Here is a 15,231-nt window from a genome sequence, read left to right as displayed (position 1 = left end):
CTGCAATGTAGAGGCAGGCGAAAGCGCGTCGGCCGGGTTCATGCGATTCAGATTCCGGCTTCGGCCGCGGCCCGCGCATGCGCGCCCTGCCCTTCGGCGCCGGCGCGCAGGTACACGCCCTGCGCGAGCAATGCCGACTGCAGCGCGCCCACATCGACGAAGCGCGGTTCGATGCCGCCCTGCGACGCCAGCGCCGCCGCCACGCCCGCGGCCTGGCCGGTGATCCAGCATTGCGGAATCTCGCGCATGAAGCCGTGCGAGTTGCGGTCGCACGAGATGTGTCGCCCGCAGGCCAAGAGGCCGTCGAGCTGCTGCGGCACCAGCGCGCCGTAGGGAATGGAGATGTTCGGAAACTTCGGCGACACGGCGGGCGTCACGCCCACCTCGTCGGCCAGTGCCACGCCATCGGGCCACTGGCTGCGCAGCACCGCGCCCACGCCGCTGAGGCGCCGCGCATGGCGCACGCCGATCTGCGGTGCGCTCAGCATCAGGTAGGCGTCCTCGAAGCCCGGCGCATGCGCCTTGAAGTAGTCCAGGTGCGCGGCCATCGCGCGGTGCGAGCGCACTTCCACGGCCGTGAGGTCGTCCACGTCGAGCGCCGAATAGCCCGACTGGCGCGGCCCCATGAACAGGGCCACGTCGTTGCGCCACGAGACGAAGGGCCGCTCGAACAGGCCGCACACTTCGCGCCCGCGCGCCATGAAGGCGCTGAACGCCTCGGGCTGGCCGGCCTTGAACTCGATCCAGCGGTTCATGTCCACGCCGCCGAACAGCCACGAGGTGTTCATGCAGTGGTGCACGTCGGCCTCCTCGATGTCGTTCACGAAAGCCGCGCCGGCCCGCGCGAACAGGTCGCCGTCGCCGGTGGCGTCGACCACCACGTCGGCCATGATGGCCATGCGGCCTTCCTTGCTTTCGAACACCACGCCCTTCACCGCGCCGTCCTGCACGATAGGAATGGCCGCCCACGAGTGGTAGATGAGCTTGACCTTGCGCTCCAGCACGATCTCCTGCGACAGCAGCTTGAGGCGCTCGGGGTCGATGGTGGGCGACCACGTGACCACGCCGTGGTAGGCGGCCGTGCGCTGCGACCAGTGGGCGGCCTTGGCCGTGTCCTGCGAGCCCCAGTCCTCGCGCGCCGGGCCGGCAATCGCATCGGCCGGCAGGCGGTCGAACAACTCTTCGGCAAAGCCGCGGATCACGAGCTGGCCTTCCCAGTCGGTCATGCGGTCGATCCAGATCACAAGGCCGCCGGTGGAAAGCCCGCCCAGGTGGTTGTAGCGCTCGAGCAGCGCCACGTCTGCGCCGGCGCGCGCGGCGGCGGCGGCGGCCGCGGTGCCCGAGGGCCCGCCGCCCACCACCAGCACGCCGCAGCGGTGGTAGACCGGAATGTTCTTGCCGGGCTCGGCCCAGCTGCCATGGTCAGGCCGCTTGACGCGGCTGTCGCGGTCGAAGATGTCGGAGGAGAGGATGCGCTCGTCGGTGCGGACGACAGTTTTCATGGATGGGTGTCTTGGATGGGCTGTTGCATCGTATTTTGATTTCAATGTTCATTTTGTCAAACACAAAAGCCTTCAAAAGGCATTTCTTCGGGGTATTCCCTAGTCGTTGTGGATTTTTATGATTTTCTAAACCAATATAAGAAGAACATTTCAAACGGAGACATCGATGAAGAAACCCTGCGGCACCCGCCGCGCGTTCGGCGCGGCGCTCGGCGCGGCGGCCCTCCTGGGCGTGGCGCCCCTGGCCCTGGCGCAAGACTTTCCCGTGCGCGGCGGCAAGCCGATCCGCATCGTGGTCGGCTTCACGGCCGGCGGCGGCACCGATGCGCAGGCGCGCATCGTGGCGCAGAAGCTCGGCGAGGTGCTGGGCACCGGCGTGATCGTCGACAACAAGCCCGGCGCCAGCACCATGCTGGCCGCGAGCGAGGTGGCGCGCGCGCTGCCCGACGGCTATACCCTGCTCTACGCGCCGTCTTCGACCATGGCGCAGAACCCGCACACCTTCTCGCAGGTGCCCTACGACCCGTTCAAGGACTTCACCGCCATCTCGATGGGCGGCCGCGGGCCGCTGGTGCTGTCGGTGAGCACCACCGTGCCGGCCCGCAACGTGAAGGAGCTCATCGCCTACGTGAAGGCGAACCCCGGCAAGGTGAGCTACGCCTCCTTCGGCGCGGGCACCTCGTCGCACATCTACGGCGAGGCCTTCGTGAAGAAGGCCGGCATCGACGCGGTGCACATTCCCTACAAGGGCGGTTCCGACGCGGCCAAAGACCTGATCGGCGGCCGCGTGCAGTACATGTTCGATTCGGCCTCGTCGGCGGTCATCACCTCGGGCACGGGCAAGGTGAAGATCCTCGCGATTGCCGCGAACGCGCGCATCGCCGCGCTGCCCGGCGTGCCGACCTTCGCCGAGCAAGGGGTGACGGGACTCGACCTGCCGAGCTGGCTCGGCTTCTACGGGCCGGCCCACATGCCCGCGCCGGTGGTCGCGAAACTCAACGCCGCGCTCACGCAGGTGCTGGCGATGCCGCAGGTGCGCGACTTCTACCGCAGCGGCGGCTATGAAGCCGGCGCAAGCACGCCCGAGGAGTTTGCCGGCGTCACGCGCTCGACCTACGAGCGCTGGGGCGCGATGGTGCAGCAGGTCGGGCTGGCCAAGCAATGAACGCCTGGCCGCCCTCCTCCATCGGCCGCCGGCGCGTGGCCGCCTGGCTCGGGCTGGTGTCCGCGCTCGGCGCGGCCGCGCTGCCGTGTGCCGCGCTCGCGGCCGAGCCCGCGCCCTTCCCCGAGAAAGGCCGCAGCATCCGCATCGTGCTCGGACTCGCGGCGGGCGGTGCCTCGGATGCGCAGGCGCGCTTCGTCGCCAACAAGCTCGGCGAAGTGCTGCAGACGCCGGTCATCGTGGAGAACCGGCCGGGTGCGAGCTTCATCCTGGCCACCGAGGAAGTGATTCGCGCGGCGCCCGACGGCTACACGATGATGTACGCGCCCTCTTCGGTGGTGGCGCAGAACCCGCAGACGCTGGCGCAGGTGCGCTACGACCCGTTCAAGGACCTGACGCCAATTTCACTCGGCGCGCGCGGGCCGCTGGTGCTCACGGTGCATGCGAGCGTGCCCGCGCGCACGGTGCAGGAGTTGGTGGCCTACATCAAGGCCAACCCGGGGAAGATGAGCTACGCCTCCTTCGGCACCGGCACCTCCTCGCACATCTACGGCGAGGCCTTTGCGCAGCAGGCGGGGCTGGACGTTGTGCATGTGCCCTACAAGGGCGGCGCCGACGCCGCGAAGGACTTTCTCGCGGGCCGCGTGCAGTACTACTTCGACGCCGCGCCCAACGCCATCCAGAACACCGCCACCGGCAAGGTCCGCATGCTGGCGGTGGCGGCGCCCAAGCGCAGCACGATGCTGCCCGACGTGCCCACGATGACCGAGCAGGGCGTGAGCGGGGTCGACATGCCGAGCTGGCTCGGCTTCTACGGACCCGCGCGCATGCCCGCGCCGGTGGTCGCAAAGCTCAACGGCGCGCTCGCGCAGGTGCTGGCGATGCCGGCCACGCGCGACTTCTTCCGCCAGGGCGCCTACGAGGCCGAGTCGTCGAGCCCCGCGCAACTGGCCGAGCTCACGCGTGCAACCTACGACCAGTGGGGCGACATGATCCGCAAGCTGGGGCTGGTGAAGCAATAGCGGGGCGCCGGCCGCAACGCGTGACTTAACGAGATATTAAAAACTCTGGGGCATCATTCGCACTGCTTCCCGCGCGCCACACCCCACACCACCTCCATGCACCTGCTCCTGGTCGAAGACGATGCCATGTTGGGAGAGGCGGTGTGCGACGGCGCGCGCCAGAGCGGCTGGACCATCGACCACGTCCGCAATGCGCCGGCCGCGCGGCTCGCGCTCATCGACCATGCCTACGCCGCCGTGCTGCTCGACATCGGGTTGCCCGGCGAGTCGGGGCTTTCGGTGCTGCGCGCGATGCGCAGCCGCTATGACCCCACGCCCGTGCTGATGCTGACCGCTCGCGGCCAGCTCAGCGAGCGCATCCATGGGCTCGACGCGGGTGCGGACGACTATCTTGTCAAACCCTTCCAGTTCGACGAGCTCTGGGCGCGCGTGCGTTCGGTCATCCGCCGCAGCCAGGGCCGCGTGATCCCGGTGTTCTCGCACGGCGACATCGAAGTCGACCGCAGCCGCCGCGTGGTATCGAAGGCCGGAATCGAGGTGACGCTGAGCGCGCACGAATACCGCACGCTATTGGCGCTGCTCGAGCGGCCCGGCCACGTGATCACACGCGACCATCTGCAGGACGCCGTCTACGGCAACGCGAGCGCGGTCGAGAGCAACACCATCGCCGTCTTCATCCATCAGTTGCGCCGCAAGCTCGGCGACGACCTGATCCGCACCGTGCACGGGCACGGCTACGTCGTCGGCCAGCCGCGGCCATGAAGCTGAAGTCGCTGCACGGGCGGATGATCCTGGTGATCGCGGCGACCATCGCGCTGTGCTGGGCGGTGGCGCTCGCAGTGCTGTTCGTCTATCTCACGCACAACAAGAACAGCATCTGGGACGACAAGCTGCGCACCATCGCCACGCGCATCTTGCTGACCATCCCGGGCGAGAACAGGCTGCGCGGGATGCGGCCGCCGGGCAACGGCCTGCAGCTGCGCGACGAAGCGCTGTCCGAGAGCGAGGCGCTCGCCTTCCAGGTCTGGCTCGACGGCAGCCGGCTGGTCGTGCGTTCGCCCGGCGCGCCGGAGACGGCACTGCGGCCCGACTTTGCCGAAGGCGTGGCCACGACCGTCATCGCGGGCGAGCGATGGCGCGTGTATTCCGTCTCCGACAAGATGGGCCGCGTGTATGTGCAGGTGGGCAACCTCCACAGCGTGGTGGACGCCGAACTGCGGCAAGAGGCGCTGACCGCGCTGGTCCTCAACACGCTGCTGCTCCTGCTGGTGGGCGCGGTGATGTGGTTCGTGGTGCGACGCTCGCTGGAGCCGGTGGTGGCGCTGGGCGCCGCAATGCGCAACCGGCGCAGCTTCGACCTCACGCCGCTGACGCCGGCGCTGCTGCCGCGCGAGCTCCATCCGCTGGTCGCCTCCTTCAACCACGCGCTGCGGCAGCTCGACGAAGCCGTCGAAGGCGAGCGCCGCTTCATCGGCGACGCGGCCCACGAGTTGCGCACGCCACTCTCGGCGCTGCAGGCGCAGGCCCAGATCGCCCTGCGCGCCCCCACCGCGGCCGAGAAGGACGTGGCGCTGACCAAGCTGCTCACCGTGGCCGAGCGCAGCACGCGCCTGTCCGAGCAGCTGCTCGACCTGGCGCGCCTGAACGCGGGCGCCAATGCACCGCAGCATGCACCGGCCGACCTGGGCGCGCTGGCAATGCACGTGGTGCACGAGTTCGACATCCATGCGCTCCAACAGGTGCGCACGATCCTGCTCGACGTGCGGCCCTGCACCATTCGCTGCGACATCGACGAGATCGGCATCCTGCTGCGCAACCTGGTCGACAACGCACTGCGCTACACGCCCAAGGGCGGGCGGGTGCGCGTGAGCTGCGGCCAGGAGGCGGGCACGGCGCCACCGCAGGACCGGCGCGTCTATCTCGAGGTGGCGGACGACGGGCCCGGCGTGCCCGCGTCGGAGCGCACCGCCATCTTCAAGCGCTTTCACCGCGTGGCCGGCGCGCCGTCGCGCGGCAGCGGCATTGGGTTGTCGCTGGTGGCGGGCATCGCCCAGGTGCATCGCGCGGCCATCGAGACCGGGACCGGGCTCGACGGCCGCGGCCTCGGCATTCGCGTGGTGTTTCCGGCGTTGGGCTCCGCCGAGGCTCCTGCGCTTCAGAATCTGTAGAGGTAGCCGACGCGCACGCCGGTCTGGCTCGATCGGCCGACCAGCGGGCTGTTCTTGATACCGCTGCCGAGGCTGGTGCCGCTGAGGTCCAGGAACAGGGTCTGCTTCGGCGCCACGGCGTAGTCCACGCGCAGGCCCAGTTCGACGTTCGCGGCGGCGTCGCCGTCGTAGCGGGCGCGATCCGAGCGGGATTCCGCTGCGCGCACGCCGTAGTAGTAGTCGACGTACTTGCGGTCGACCCAATGCACAGCGAGCCGTGGCGTGAAGCTGAAGGCACCCGAGGTGAAGCGACGGTCGACCTGCAGCTTGAACCGGGTGCCCTTGCTGTGCCCGGAAGCGTCGGCCAGCAGCTCGGCCGACAGGTTGGCGAACTCGTTGCGCCAGATCGCGGCGCCCCCAAGCCAGATGCTGGCCTTGCGTTCATCCATGCCGCTCAGGTAGGGGGAGTCTTCGGCCTCGTAACCGTCAGACGCGTAGCGCGCACGCAGCCGGAACGACACCGGACCCGCGGACGGGAGCTTCAGATCGAGGCTCGGGCCCGCAACGCTGACCCACCGGTTCTCGTAGGTGACCATCGGAATGGCGATCGCCTTGTCGTCGAATTCGCGGTAGGGCTTGCGATCCATGCCCGCCGCGATACCGAGACCCCACTGGGAGCCCCCGGCCTGGAATTTCTCTTCGTCGGATTGTGCCCAGGCGAGTGGCATGCAGGTGGCGGAGATGGCGCTCACGGCGATTGCCGCGAAGGTCGAGCGGCCATGGAAACGGGGGCCTCGGGCAAGGCGGGTTTGCTTCTTCATCAGGATCCTCAGGGTGAAAAGTCGAAGGTTCGAAGCGGCATGGCCGCCTCGCCGCCGGATGCTGACCCTGAGGCTTTAATAACTCTTTAGGCTTTTTAAGATTCGATGAATGGCGCGCCGCCGCGAGCTTTCACGTCGCTCGGGCTCGCGAGGCCATAGGGAAGCTGCGGGGCTGCCAAGCTCAGCCCAGGAAGCGCAGCAGCCGCCGGTTGAATTCATCGGCGCGCTCGTACTGCGCCCAATGCCCTGCCCCATCGATCACCACGCCTTCGCGCTGCGGATGGCCGGCCGTGAGCTGCGCCACCAGCGGCCGCGGATCGGCGGTGACGTCGTACTCGCCCCACAGCAGCAGCTGCGGCCCGCCGAGCGTGTCGAGCGCGGCCTGCAGGCCGCCCGCCTGCGACACGTCCTTGCTGCGAAAACGCGTGCCGTGGCAGGAGATGTCGTGGATCTCGAACGCCACCGGGTCGATCGCGGCCTTGTCGTGCAGCATCAGCGCGGCCAGGTTGTGCAGCAGCGCGGCGCGTTCCTGCGCGCGGTTGGGCGCGGCGCGCCAGTTGATCATCTCCACCGCCATGCGCCGCATGGTGCCGTGGCCGCCGCTGCCCACGAGTGCGAAGCGCCGGATGGCGCCGCGCCGCACCGCGAAGCGCGCGGCGGTGAGCCCGCCGAAGGAGAAGCCGCCCAGATCGATGGGCGTGCCCGCGCCGATCAGCTGGTCGAGCGATCCGCCCAGCGCATCGAGCAGCGGGCCGAGCGGATCTTCGCCGGGCGCGGCGCGCGGCGGCGCGTCGGAATCATTGAACCCGGGCATGTCGGGCAGCCACAGCGTGCGCCCGGCCGAGAGCGCCTCGACGTTGCGCAGCCAGTGCATCCAGCTGCCGTGGCCGCCGTGCAGCAGCACCAGCGGCGCATGGGTGTTGTCATCGCCGAAGCGGCGCCAGCAGACGCGAACGCCGCCATGCACCACGTCATGGCGCGTGCCGCTCGCGGCGATGCGTTCGATCAAGAGGCGGGCTTCGCGGTCTGAATCTGAAGTGGAATCTGAATCGGGAATGGAAGGCATCGCCCGATTCTGCCAACGCGCGGCCTTTTCAGCTGGCGCCGGCGCCGAAGCGGTAGCTCGACACCACGAGCCCGCCCATGAAGGCATCTTCGTGATAGATGCGTTCGCCGGGCTCCTGCTCGGCCGCGCCGACCGCCACCATCAGCGGGATCAGGTGCTCCTCGCGCGGATGCGCGATGCGCGCCGAAGGGGCGGAGGCCCAGTCCTGCAGCCGCTGCGCGCGTTCCTGCGGCGGCGATTGCACGGCGGTGTGGTCGAGCCAGTCGCCGAAGGCCTTGGACGCGCCATGCGCCTGCGGGCCGAAGTTGCGCAGGTTGTGATAGCTCAGGCCGCTGCCCACGATGAGCACGTTCTCGTCGCGCAAGGGCGCGAGCGCGCGGCCGAGCGCCAGGTGCTCCGCCGGATCGAGCCCCCGGCGCAGCGACAGCTGCACCACCGGCACGCCGGCATCGGGATACATCGCCTTCATGGGCGAGAACATGCCATGGTCGAAGCCGCGCTCGGGGTCGATGGCCGCGGGCAACCCGGCCGCCGCCAGCAGCGACTGCACGCGCTGCGCCAGTTCGGGCGAACCCGGTGCGTCGTAGCGCACTTCGTAGGTGTGGGCGGGGAAGCCGCCGTAGTCGTAGATCATCGGCGGGCGCGGGCTGCCCTGCACCGTGAAGACCGGCGCCTCCCAATGGGCCGACACCATGAGGATGGCGCCGGGCGTGCGGCCGATCTGGCGCGGCATGTCGGCCAGCGCCGCGGCCAGCTGGTCGTAGGTGGGGCCCATTTCCTTCCTCATCCAGGGCCAGGGGCCGCCGCCATGCGAGATGAAATACGTGGGCAGGCGCGAAGTGGTGTTGTCGTGGGTCAAGCCGATGCTCCTTGAAAGCGTTGCATCGACTGTAGACATTTCCCACCAGGAAATCGACAGGCTACGATGCATCGATTCATTTCCTCTGAGGAAACCATCCATGGACCGCCTGACCAGCCTGCGCGTGTTTCGGGAGGTCGTCGAATCGGGCAGCTTCGTGGCCGCGGCCGAGCGCCTGTCGATGTCTGCGCCGATGGCCAGCAAGCATGTGGCGCAGCTCGAAAAATCGCTGGGCGCGCGGCTCCTGCACCGCTCGAGCCGCCACCTGAGCCTGACCGAGGCCGGCACCGCCTGGTACGAGCAGAGCCGGCGCGCGCTCGACCTGCTCGATGCCGCCGAGGCCGCCATCGGCCAGAAGAGCGAGGCGCCGCGCGGCCAGCTCAAGGTGAGCGCGCCGGTGTGGTGTGCCACGCCGCGCTTCGCGCGCGTGCTGGCCGACTACCGCGAGCGCTTTCCTGAAGTGCTGGTCGACATCCACCTGGAGAACCGCAAGGTCGACCTCGCGGCCGATGGCTACGACCTCGCGCTGCGTGCCACGCAGGAGCCCTCGCCGGCGCTGATTGCGCGGCCGCTGTGCCGCGTGCCCTTCCACCTGGCAGGCACGCCCGCCTACCTGCGCCGCATGGGCGGCAACCCCGCGCTGCCGGCCGACCTGGGCCGGCTCGGCGCCATCGTGCCGAGCTACGTGAACCTCGACAATCTCTCGCTCAAGGGGCCGGGCGGGCGGATGTTTCCGCTGCGGCTCACGCCGGCGCTGCGTTCGGACGACACCACGCTCACCTTGCATGCGGTGCGCGCGGACATGGGCATTGCGTTCCTGCCCGAATGGCTGGTCGACGACGACCTTGCCGCGGGCCGGCTGGTGCGGCTCTTGCCCGACCACGCCTCGCCGCCGGTCACGCTGTTTGCCGTGTACACCAGCCGCCAGTACATGGCGCCCAAGCTGCGCAGCTTCATCGACTTTCTCGGCGAGCGGCTGGGCGGCCAGCCGCCCGCGGCGGCAAAACGCACCCTTTCGGGGCAAGGACATGCCACCCCGGGCTAAAGTCGCGGCTTCCCCTGGAGACCGCACGCCTTGTTCCGTTTCTTCGAAAAACTGCTCCTCCCCTATCCCGCGGCCGAACCGGCGCCTCCCCCGACGGGCTTCTTCGCGTTCCTGTGGGCCTGCACCCACGGCCTGCGCCTCAAGATGACCGTCATGGCGGCGCTCACCGCGGCCATCTCGGGCTTCGAGGCGCTGCTGTTCGCGGTCCTCGGGCGCATCGTCGACTGGCTCGGCGGCCAGGTGCCGTCGCGGCTGTGGGCCGAGCGCGGCGACACGCTGGCGTGGCTGGCCGTGCTGCTGGTGGTCAGCATCGGCGTGGTCGCGCTGCAGACCATCGTCAAGCACCAGACGCTGGCAGTGAACCTGCCGATGCGCCTGCGCTGGAACTTCCACCGGGTGATGCTGGGCCAGAGCATGGCCTTCTACCAGGACGAGTTCGCGGGCCGCATCACGGCCAAGGTCATGCAGACCGCGCTCGCGGTGCGCGACACCCTGTTCGTGCTGGCCGACGTGGTGGTGGCGATGGGCGTGTACGTGGTGACCATCATCGTGCTGGTGAGCGTGCTCGACGTGCAGCTGGTGCTGCCCTTCATCGTCTGGCTGGTGCTCTATGCGTGTGCGCTGATGTACTTCGTGCCGCGGCTGGGCAAGGTGGGCAAGGCGCAGGCCGACGCGCGCGCGCTGATGACCGGGCGCGTGACCGATGCCTACACCAACATCGCCACCGTCAAGCTGTTCTCGCACACGCAGCGCGAGGCCGGCTTCGCGCGCGAGGCGATGCGCGAGTTCATGTACACGGGCTACGGCCAGATGCGGCTGGTGAGCGCGTTCGAGATCGTCAACCACACACTCAGCATGGGCCTGACCGCGGGCATGGCCGGCACCGCGCTGTGGCTCTGGTCGAACGGCACGGTGGGCGTGGGTGCGGTGGCCGCAGCCACCGCGATGGCGCTGCGCCTGCAGGGCATGTCGCACTGGATCATGTGGGAGATGACCAGCCTGTTCGAGAACATCGGCACCGTGCAGGACGGCATGAAGACGCTGTCGCGCCCGCGCACCGTGCTCGATGCGCCCGATGCCGGCGTGCTCGAGGTGCCGCGCGGGGAGGTGCGCTTCGAGCACGCGAGCTTCCGCTATGCGGATGCGGGCCGCCGCGTCATCGACGACCTGAACCTGGTGGTGCGGCCCGGTGAGAAGATCGGCCTGGTCGGCCGCTCGGGCGCGGGCAAGTCGACGCTCGTCAATCTGCTGCTGCGCTTCCATGACCTGGAAAGCGGGCGCATCCTGATCGACGGCCAGGACATCGCGCATGTGACGCAGGATTCGCTGCGCAGCCATATCGGCATGGTCACGCAGGACACCTCGCTGATGCACCGCTCGGTGGCCGACAACATCGCCTACGGCCGGCCCGACGCCACGCACGAACAGATCGAGGCGGCCGCCAAGCGTGCCGAAGCGCACGACTTCATCCAGACGCTGGGCGACGCCAGCGCCCGGCGCGGCTACGAGGCGCACGTGGGCGAGCGCGGCGTGAAACTCTCGGGCGGCCAGCGCCAGCGCGTGGCCATTGCGCGCGTGATGCTCAAGGACGCGCCGATCCTGCTGCTCGACGAGGCCACCAGCGCACTCGACTCCGAGGTGGAGGCCGCCATCCAGCAGAGCCTCTACCGGCTGATGGAAAGGCAAGACCGTGATCGCGATCGCGCACCGGCTGTCGACCATCGCGGCCATGGACCGGCTTATCGTGCTCGACGAAGGCCGCGTGGTGGAAGAAGGCGACCACCGCACGCTGATGGCGCAGGGCGGGCTCTATGCGCGGCTGTGGGCGCACCAGAGCGGCGGCTTCCTGGGCGACTCGCTGGAAGAAGAGGACGGCGAAGCCCTGCGGGCCTGAGCGCAGGCTATTTGTCAGCAAGCGTTACGGTGGCACGGCGCAAGCGCGCGGGCGGGTCTTTGCGAGTCCTACAGCACGGGCCGCCACTCGCCGACAGCAACCGGACACCCCGGGCGCGATGCTGAAGCTGTCGTCAACAACGAGGAGTCCTCGCGTGAATTCCATCATTTATATCGTCGGTCTGGTCGTCGTGGTCGTGGCCGTGCTTTCGTTCTTCGGCCTGCGCTGAACCGGGCACGCGTTTTCGACTCGCCTGCTGAACAAGAACGGGGCCGTCCGCGCGGCCCCGTTTCTCATGGGTTGCCCGCAGCGCGCCGGGCATAATTCGCGCGCCCCGGCACTTGCGGGGCCCACTTGCTGCGAAGGGACCCTGTTGACCAACACCGCGTTGCGCGAACCTGCCTTTCCGGACGCGGTCATCACCGAAGCGATCCGATGGACCGAGGAGAAAGGTCCGCTCGACGACGCCGAGGTCCTGCGCGCCGCCCTCGCCCGCACCTCCCGCACTTCCGACGCACCGGCACGCATCACCGCACGCGCGCTGTTGCTCGGTGAGCGCATCGGGCTGCAATCCGAACTGGCACGCGCCCGCCAGTGGGCGCCATGGGTGCTGCTCGGACTGGTCGCGCTCGTCGTCATGGCCGGCCTGGGCCTCGCGGGCCACGTGGTCGGCGGCGGCGAACGGCACATCAACGTGATCGTGGCGCTGGCGAGCCTGCTCGGCCTGCATGCGCTCACGCTGCTGCTCTGGCTGGCCGGCCTGTGGCTGCCGCTCGGCGCGTTCAACACAAGCTCGCTGGGCTGGATCTGGCTCTCGCTCACCGCGCGCGTGGCCGGCGGCAAGCGCGGCCAGGCGCCGGTGCTGGTGCGCTCTGCCACCGGGCTGCTCGCGCGCGCGAGGCTGCTGCCCTGGGCCCTGGGGCTGGTGAGCCACGGCATCTGGTCGCTCTCGTTCGCCGCGGTGCTGGCCGCGCTGCTGTTCGCGCTGGCGTTTCGCAGCTACACGCTGAGCTGGGAGACGACGATCCTCGACCCGGCCTTCTTCGTGCACGCCGTGCAGGTGCTCGGCTGGGCGCCGGCGCAGATCGGCTTTCCGGTTCCCGATGCCGCAACCGTGCTTTCCCCTTCTCCGGGCGCCGCGGGCCAGCGCACCTGGGCGCTGTGGCTGACGGGCTGCATCGTGGTGTACGGGCTGCTGCCGCGCCTGGCGCTGGTGCTGCTGAGCGCGGCGGTGTGGCACCGCCGCCGCGGCGCGCTGCGGCCCGACTGGAGCGAGCCGTATTACCGCAAGCTGACGGCCCGCTTTGCCGCGCTCGCGCCGCCTGCCATCGTCGATGCCGATCCGGGGCGTGCGCCGGGCTCGGCGCCCGCGGGCCTCGCACCTTCGGAGTTGCGCGATGCCCTGTTCGTCATCGGCTTCGAGCTGCCTTCGGATACGGCATGGCCGCCCGAGGGCCTGCCGGCCAATGCAACCCCGCACGTGCAGCGCATCGACGGCAGCGCCCCCGCGCGCCGCGCCCTGCTCGACCAGCTCGCGCAGGCCCGTCCGCGTGCCGTACTGCTGGTGTGCCACGCCGCATCGAGCCCCGACCGGGGCACCGAACGCTTCCTGCGCGAAGTGCTGGCCCATTGCGGCGAATGCCGGCTCTGGCTGGCCCCGGCCGCCATGGACGCACCCGACGCAAATGCATCGCAGCGCTGGATCGACTGGCTGCGCGATACCGGCCTGCCGCGCGTCGCGGCCACGCCCCGGCTCGAAGACGCATTGCAAGCCCTCGGCGCCACCCCATGACGCAGCAGCAGCCAGCCATCCGCATCGCCGTTGTCGGCCACACCAACGCGGGCAAGACCTCGCTGCTGCGCACGCTGACGCGGCGCGCCGGCTTCGGCGAAGTGTCGCAGCGCCCCGGCACCACGCGCCATGTGGAGTCCGTCGATCTCGACGTGAACGGCCAGGCCGCCGTGCGCTTCTTCGACACGCCGGGCCTCGAGGATGCGGTGGCGCTGCGCGAGCACCTGGCCGGCCTCGACCCGCAGGCCACGCCACCCGGGCGCATCCGCCTGTTCCTGCAGGGCCCCGAAGCCCACGGCGTGTTCGAGCAGGAGGCCAAGGTGCTGCGCACCATGCTCGACATCGATGCGGCGTTCCTGGTCATCGACGTGCGCGAGCCGGTGCTGCCCAAGTTCCGCGACGAGATCGAGCTGCTCAACTCCTGCGCCCGGCCCGTGCTGCCGGTGCTGAACTTCGTGCGCGATGCGGCCAGCCGCGAGCCCGACTGGAAGGAACTGCTGTCGGCCTACGGCCTGCACGTGCAGGTGCGCTTCGATGCCGCGGCGCCCTTCGTGGGCGCTGAGCGCGAGCTCTACAGCGACCTGTCGACATTGCTGCGCGACCGGCGCGAGCTGCTGCGTGCCGTGGTGGATTGGCTCGCCGCCGAAGCCGCCGGGCGCCGCCGCGCGGCCTGCGTGCGCATCGCCGAACTGCTGGTCGATGCCGCGGCGCTGCGCCGCACGGTGCCGACCGAGGAGTTCGCCGACACGGCGCGCCGCAAGGCCTTCGTCGCGGCCTTGCAGAAGGATGTGTTCGACAAGGCGCAGCGCTGCACCGACGACCTGCTCGCGCTCTACGGCTTTCGCCAGGACGATGCCGGCGAGGCGCCGCTGCCGCTCATCGAAGGCCGCTGGACGCTGGATTTCTTCAGCCCCGAAGCCATGAAGGACGCGGGCCTGCGGCTCGGCAAAGGCGCCGCCATCGGCGCGGCCGTGGGCGTGGTGGCGGACCTGGCCCTGGCCGGCATTTCGCTGGGCACGGGCGCCGCGCTGGGCGGCGCCATTGGCGGCGCCGTGTCGCAAGGCTGGGGGCCGTTCGGGCGCAAGCTGGCGAACAGGCTGCGCAACGTGCACGAGCTCACGGTGGAAGACGGCGTGCTGTTTGCGCTGGTGGCCTGGCAGCTGAAGCTCACGCGCGCACTGGAGCAGCGCGGGCACGCGGCCACCGGGCGCATCGCGGCCGAAACGAGCGCAACCCAGGACGCGCCGACGCGCGCCACCGCGGCCGCCGTGCGCGCCGTGCGGCCGGCGCGCAGCCATCCCGAATGGGAATCGGCGGGCCTGGCCACGCGCGGCTTCTGGCGCCCCGCGCCGCAGCGCGATGCGCTCGCGGCCGATCTCGCGCGCACGCTGCAGGGCGCCTTCGCGCCCTGAGCGCCGGCTCCTGCCTCCGCTTGCAGGCGGAGGCGACGGATTCCTACGTGCCAGCGATGCCGCGCGCACCACTCTTTTTTCGAAGACATCGACGGCACGCGGGGTGCCGTTCGTCTTTTTTGTCCTCATCGAAAAAGGAGCACCCATGGCCGTCGAATGCAAACTGCTCGCCACCCCCTTGATCGGACGCGTGTGGCAAGGCCGCACGCCGATCGCGCGGGCCGACGAATACCTGCGCTACAGCTTCGAGCACGGCATCCAGGACATCGCGAAGAAGCCCGAATGCCTGGGCGTGCAGTACTTTCGCAAGCTGAACGGCGACACCGCCGAATTCAGGACCGTCTCCTACTGGCAATCGATCGAGCACATGCATGCGATGCACGCGCAGCGCGGCGATCCGCTGCGCGTGGCGCCGCTGGCGCGCGACCCCGAGTTCCTGCTCGAACTGCCGGAGTTCGTGGACATCGTCGAGGTGCACGTCAACTCGTTCGGCACCGGCAGATAGCCAC

Annotated in this window: 12 protein-coding genes and 1 pseudogene; 9 read left to right on the top strand and 4 right to left on the bottom strand. The window is 69.6% G+C overall.

Annotation, left to right across the window (positions count from 1 at the left end; genetic code table 11):
• Positions 1 to 47 precede the first annotated feature (47 nt).
• Positions 48 to 1,502: an FAD-dependent oxidoreductase gene (locus QFZ47_RS23415; RefSeq protein ID WP_307657914.1), complete on the bottom strand. Its 1,455-nt coding sequence runs from the start codon at positions 1,500 to 1,502 to the stop codon at positions 48 to 50.
• A 166-nt stretch (positions 1,503 to 1,668) separates the two neighbouring features.
• Here QFZ47_RS23415 and QFZ47_RS23410 point away from each other — a divergent pair, with 166 nt between their 5' ends.
• The 4 genes from QFZ47_RS23410 to QFZ47_RS23395 all read left to right on the top strand — a co-directional run bounded on the left by QFZ47_RS23410 (position 1,669) and on the right by QFZ47_RS23395 (position 5,854).
• A complete protein-coding gene (locus QFZ47_RS23410; RefSeq protein ID WP_307657913.1) occupies positions 1,669 to 2,667 on the top strand; it encodes a Bug family tripartite tricarboxylate transporter substrate binding protein in 999 nt (332 codons plus the stop codon).
• Complete coding sequence (locus QFZ47_RS23405; RefSeq protein ID WP_307657912.1) at positions 2,664 to 3,686, top strand: Bug family tripartite tricarboxylate transporter substrate binding protein; 1,023 nt, start codon at positions 2,664 to 2,666, stop codon at positions 3,684 to 3,686. The genes QFZ47_RS23410 and QFZ47_RS23405 overlap by 4 nt, the downstream gene beginning before the upstream one ends.
• A gap of 96 nt (positions 3,687 to 3,782) precedes the next feature.
• Complete coding sequence (locus tag QFZ47_RS23400; RefSeq protein WP_307657911.1) at positions 3,783 to 4,448, top strand: response regulator transcription factor; 666 nt, start codon at positions 3,783 to 3,785, stop codon at positions 4,446 to 4,448.
• A complete protein-coding gene (locus QFZ47_RS23395; RefSeq protein WP_307657910.1) occupies positions 4,445 to 5,854 on the top strand; it encodes a sensor histidine kinase in 1,410 nt (469 codons plus the stop codon). Before QFZ47_RS23400 ends, QFZ47_RS23395 begins: the two co-directional genes overlap by 4 nt.
• On the opposite strand, the gene QFZ47_RS23390 is transcribed toward QFZ47_RS23395, so the two are convergent.
• From QFZ47_RS23390 to QFZ47_RS23380, 3 genes are all read right to left on the bottom strand, one after another.
• The gene (locus QFZ47_RS23390; protein ID WP_307657909.1) at positions 5,842 to 6,654 is read right to left on the bottom strand and encodes a MipA/OmpV family protein; all 813 of its coding nucleotides are present in this window, start codon (positions 6,652 to 6,654) and stop codon (positions 5,842 to 5,844) included. The genes QFZ47_RS23395 and QFZ47_RS23390 overlap by 13 nt on opposite strands.
• A 181-nt stretch (positions 6,655 to 6,835) precedes the next feature.
• Entirely contained in the window at positions 6,836 to 7,720 is an 885-nt protein-coding gene (locus tag QFZ47_RS23385) for an alpha/beta fold hydrolase (RefSeq protein WP_307657908.1), read from the bottom strand.
• A 28-nt stretch (positions 7,721 to 7,748) separates the two neighbouring features.
• Positions 7,749 to 8,579 carry a DODA-type extradiol aromatic ring-opening family dioxygenase gene (locus QFZ47_RS23380; protein WP_307657906.1) on the bottom strand — a complete coding sequence of 277 codons (831 nt, stop codon included), beginning with the start codon at positions 8,577 to 8,579 and terminating at the stop codon, positions 7,749 to 7,751.
• Between the two features lie 100 nt (positions 8,580 to 8,679).
• On the opposite strand from QFZ47_RS23380, the gene QFZ47_RS23375 reads away from it, so the two are divergent.
• The 5 genes and pseudogenes from QFZ47_RS23375 to QFZ47_RS23355 all read left to right on the top strand — a co-directional run bounded on the left by QFZ47_RS23375 (position 8,680) and on the right by QFZ47_RS23355 (position 15,227).
• Positions 8,680 to 9,624: a LysR family transcriptional regulator gene (locus tag QFZ47_RS23375; RefSeq protein ID WP_307657905.1), complete on the top strand. Its 945-nt coding sequence runs from the start codon at positions 8,680 to 8,682 to the stop codon at positions 9,622 to 9,624.
• Between the two features lie 30 nt (positions 9,625 to 9,654).
• Positions 9,655 to 11,518: pseudogene (locus QFZ47_RS23370) on the top strand (ABC transporter ATP-binding protein).
• 373 nt (positions 11,519 to 11,891) lie between these two features.
• Positions 11,892 to 13,310, top strand: a complete 1,419-nt coding sequence (locus tag QFZ47_RS23365) for a DUF2868 domain-containing protein (protein WP_307657904.1) — start codon at positions 11,892 to 11,894, stop codon at positions 13,308 to 13,310.
• The gene (locus tag QFZ47_RS23360; RefSeq protein WP_307657903.1) at positions 13,307 to 14,722 is read left to right on the top strand and encodes a GTPase/DUF3482 domain-containing protein; all 1,416 of its coding nucleotides are present in this window, start codon (positions 13,307 to 13,309) and stop codon (positions 14,720 to 14,722) included. Before QFZ47_RS23365 ends, QFZ47_RS23360 begins: the two co-directional genes overlap by 4 nt.
• A 145-nt stretch (positions 14,723 to 14,867) precedes the next feature.
• Positions 14,868 to 15,227 (top strand): hypothetical protein, encoded by a 360-nt coding sequence (locus QFZ47_RS23355; RefSeq protein ID WP_307657902.1) that lies wholly within the window; start codon positions 14,868 to 14,870, stop codon positions 15,225 to 15,227.
• The last annotated feature ends 4 nt before the right edge of the window (positions 15,228 to 15,231 follow it).

The sequence above is a fragment of the Variovorax paradoxus genome (assembly GCF_030815975.1).
Lineage (GTDB): Bacteria > Pseudomonadota > Gammaproteobacteria > Burkholderiales > Burkholderiaceae_C > Variovorax > Variovorax paradoxus_N.
The sequence above is the reverse complement of the archived record's forward strand: the minus strand, read 5'-3'. Positions and strand labels throughout refer to the sequence as shown.

Bases quoted from the DNA above. Each gene is read 5' to 3' on its own strand.
- QFZ47_RS23395 (WP_307657910.1), top strand. From the start codon at position 4,445: ATGAAGCTGAAGTCGCTGCACGGGCGGATGATCCTGGTGATCGCGGCG.
- QFZ47_RS23375 (WP_307657905.1), top strand. From the start codon at position 8,680: ATGGACCGCCTGACCAGCCTGCGCGTGTTTCGGGAGGTCGTCGAATCG.
- QFZ47_RS23360 (WP_307657903.1), top strand. From the start codon at position 13,307: ATGACGCAGCAGCAGCCAGCCATCCGCATCGCCGTTGTCGGCCACACC.
- QFZ47_RS23390 (WP_307657909.1), bottom strand. From the start codon at position 6,654: ATGAAGAAGCAAACCCGCCTTGCCCGAGGCCCCCGTTTCCATGGCCGC.
- QFZ47_RS23385 (WP_307657908.1), bottom strand. From the start codon at position 7,720: ATGCCTTCCATTCCCGATTCAGATTCCACTTCAGATTCAGACCGCGAA.
- QFZ47_RS23405 (WP_307657912.1), top strand. From the start codon at position 2,664: ATGAACGCCTGGCCGCCCTCCTCCATCGGCCGCCGGCGCGTGGCCGCC.
- QFZ47_RS23415 (WP_307657914.1), bottom strand. From the start codon at position 1,502: ATGAAAACTGTCGTCCGCACCGACGAGCGCATCCTCTCCTCCGACATC.
- QFZ47_RS23410 (WP_307657913.1), top strand. From the start codon at position 1,669: ATGAAGAAACCCTGCGGCACCCGCCGCGCGTTCGGCGCGGCGCTCGGC.
- QFZ47_RS23355 (WP_307657902.1), top strand. From the start codon at position 14,868: ATGGCCGTCGAATGCAAACTGCTCGCCACCCCCTTGATCGGACGCGTG.
- QFZ47_RS23400 (WP_307657911.1), top strand. From the start codon at position 3,783: ATGCACCTGCTCCTGGTCGAAGACGATGCCATGTTGGGAGAGGCGGTG.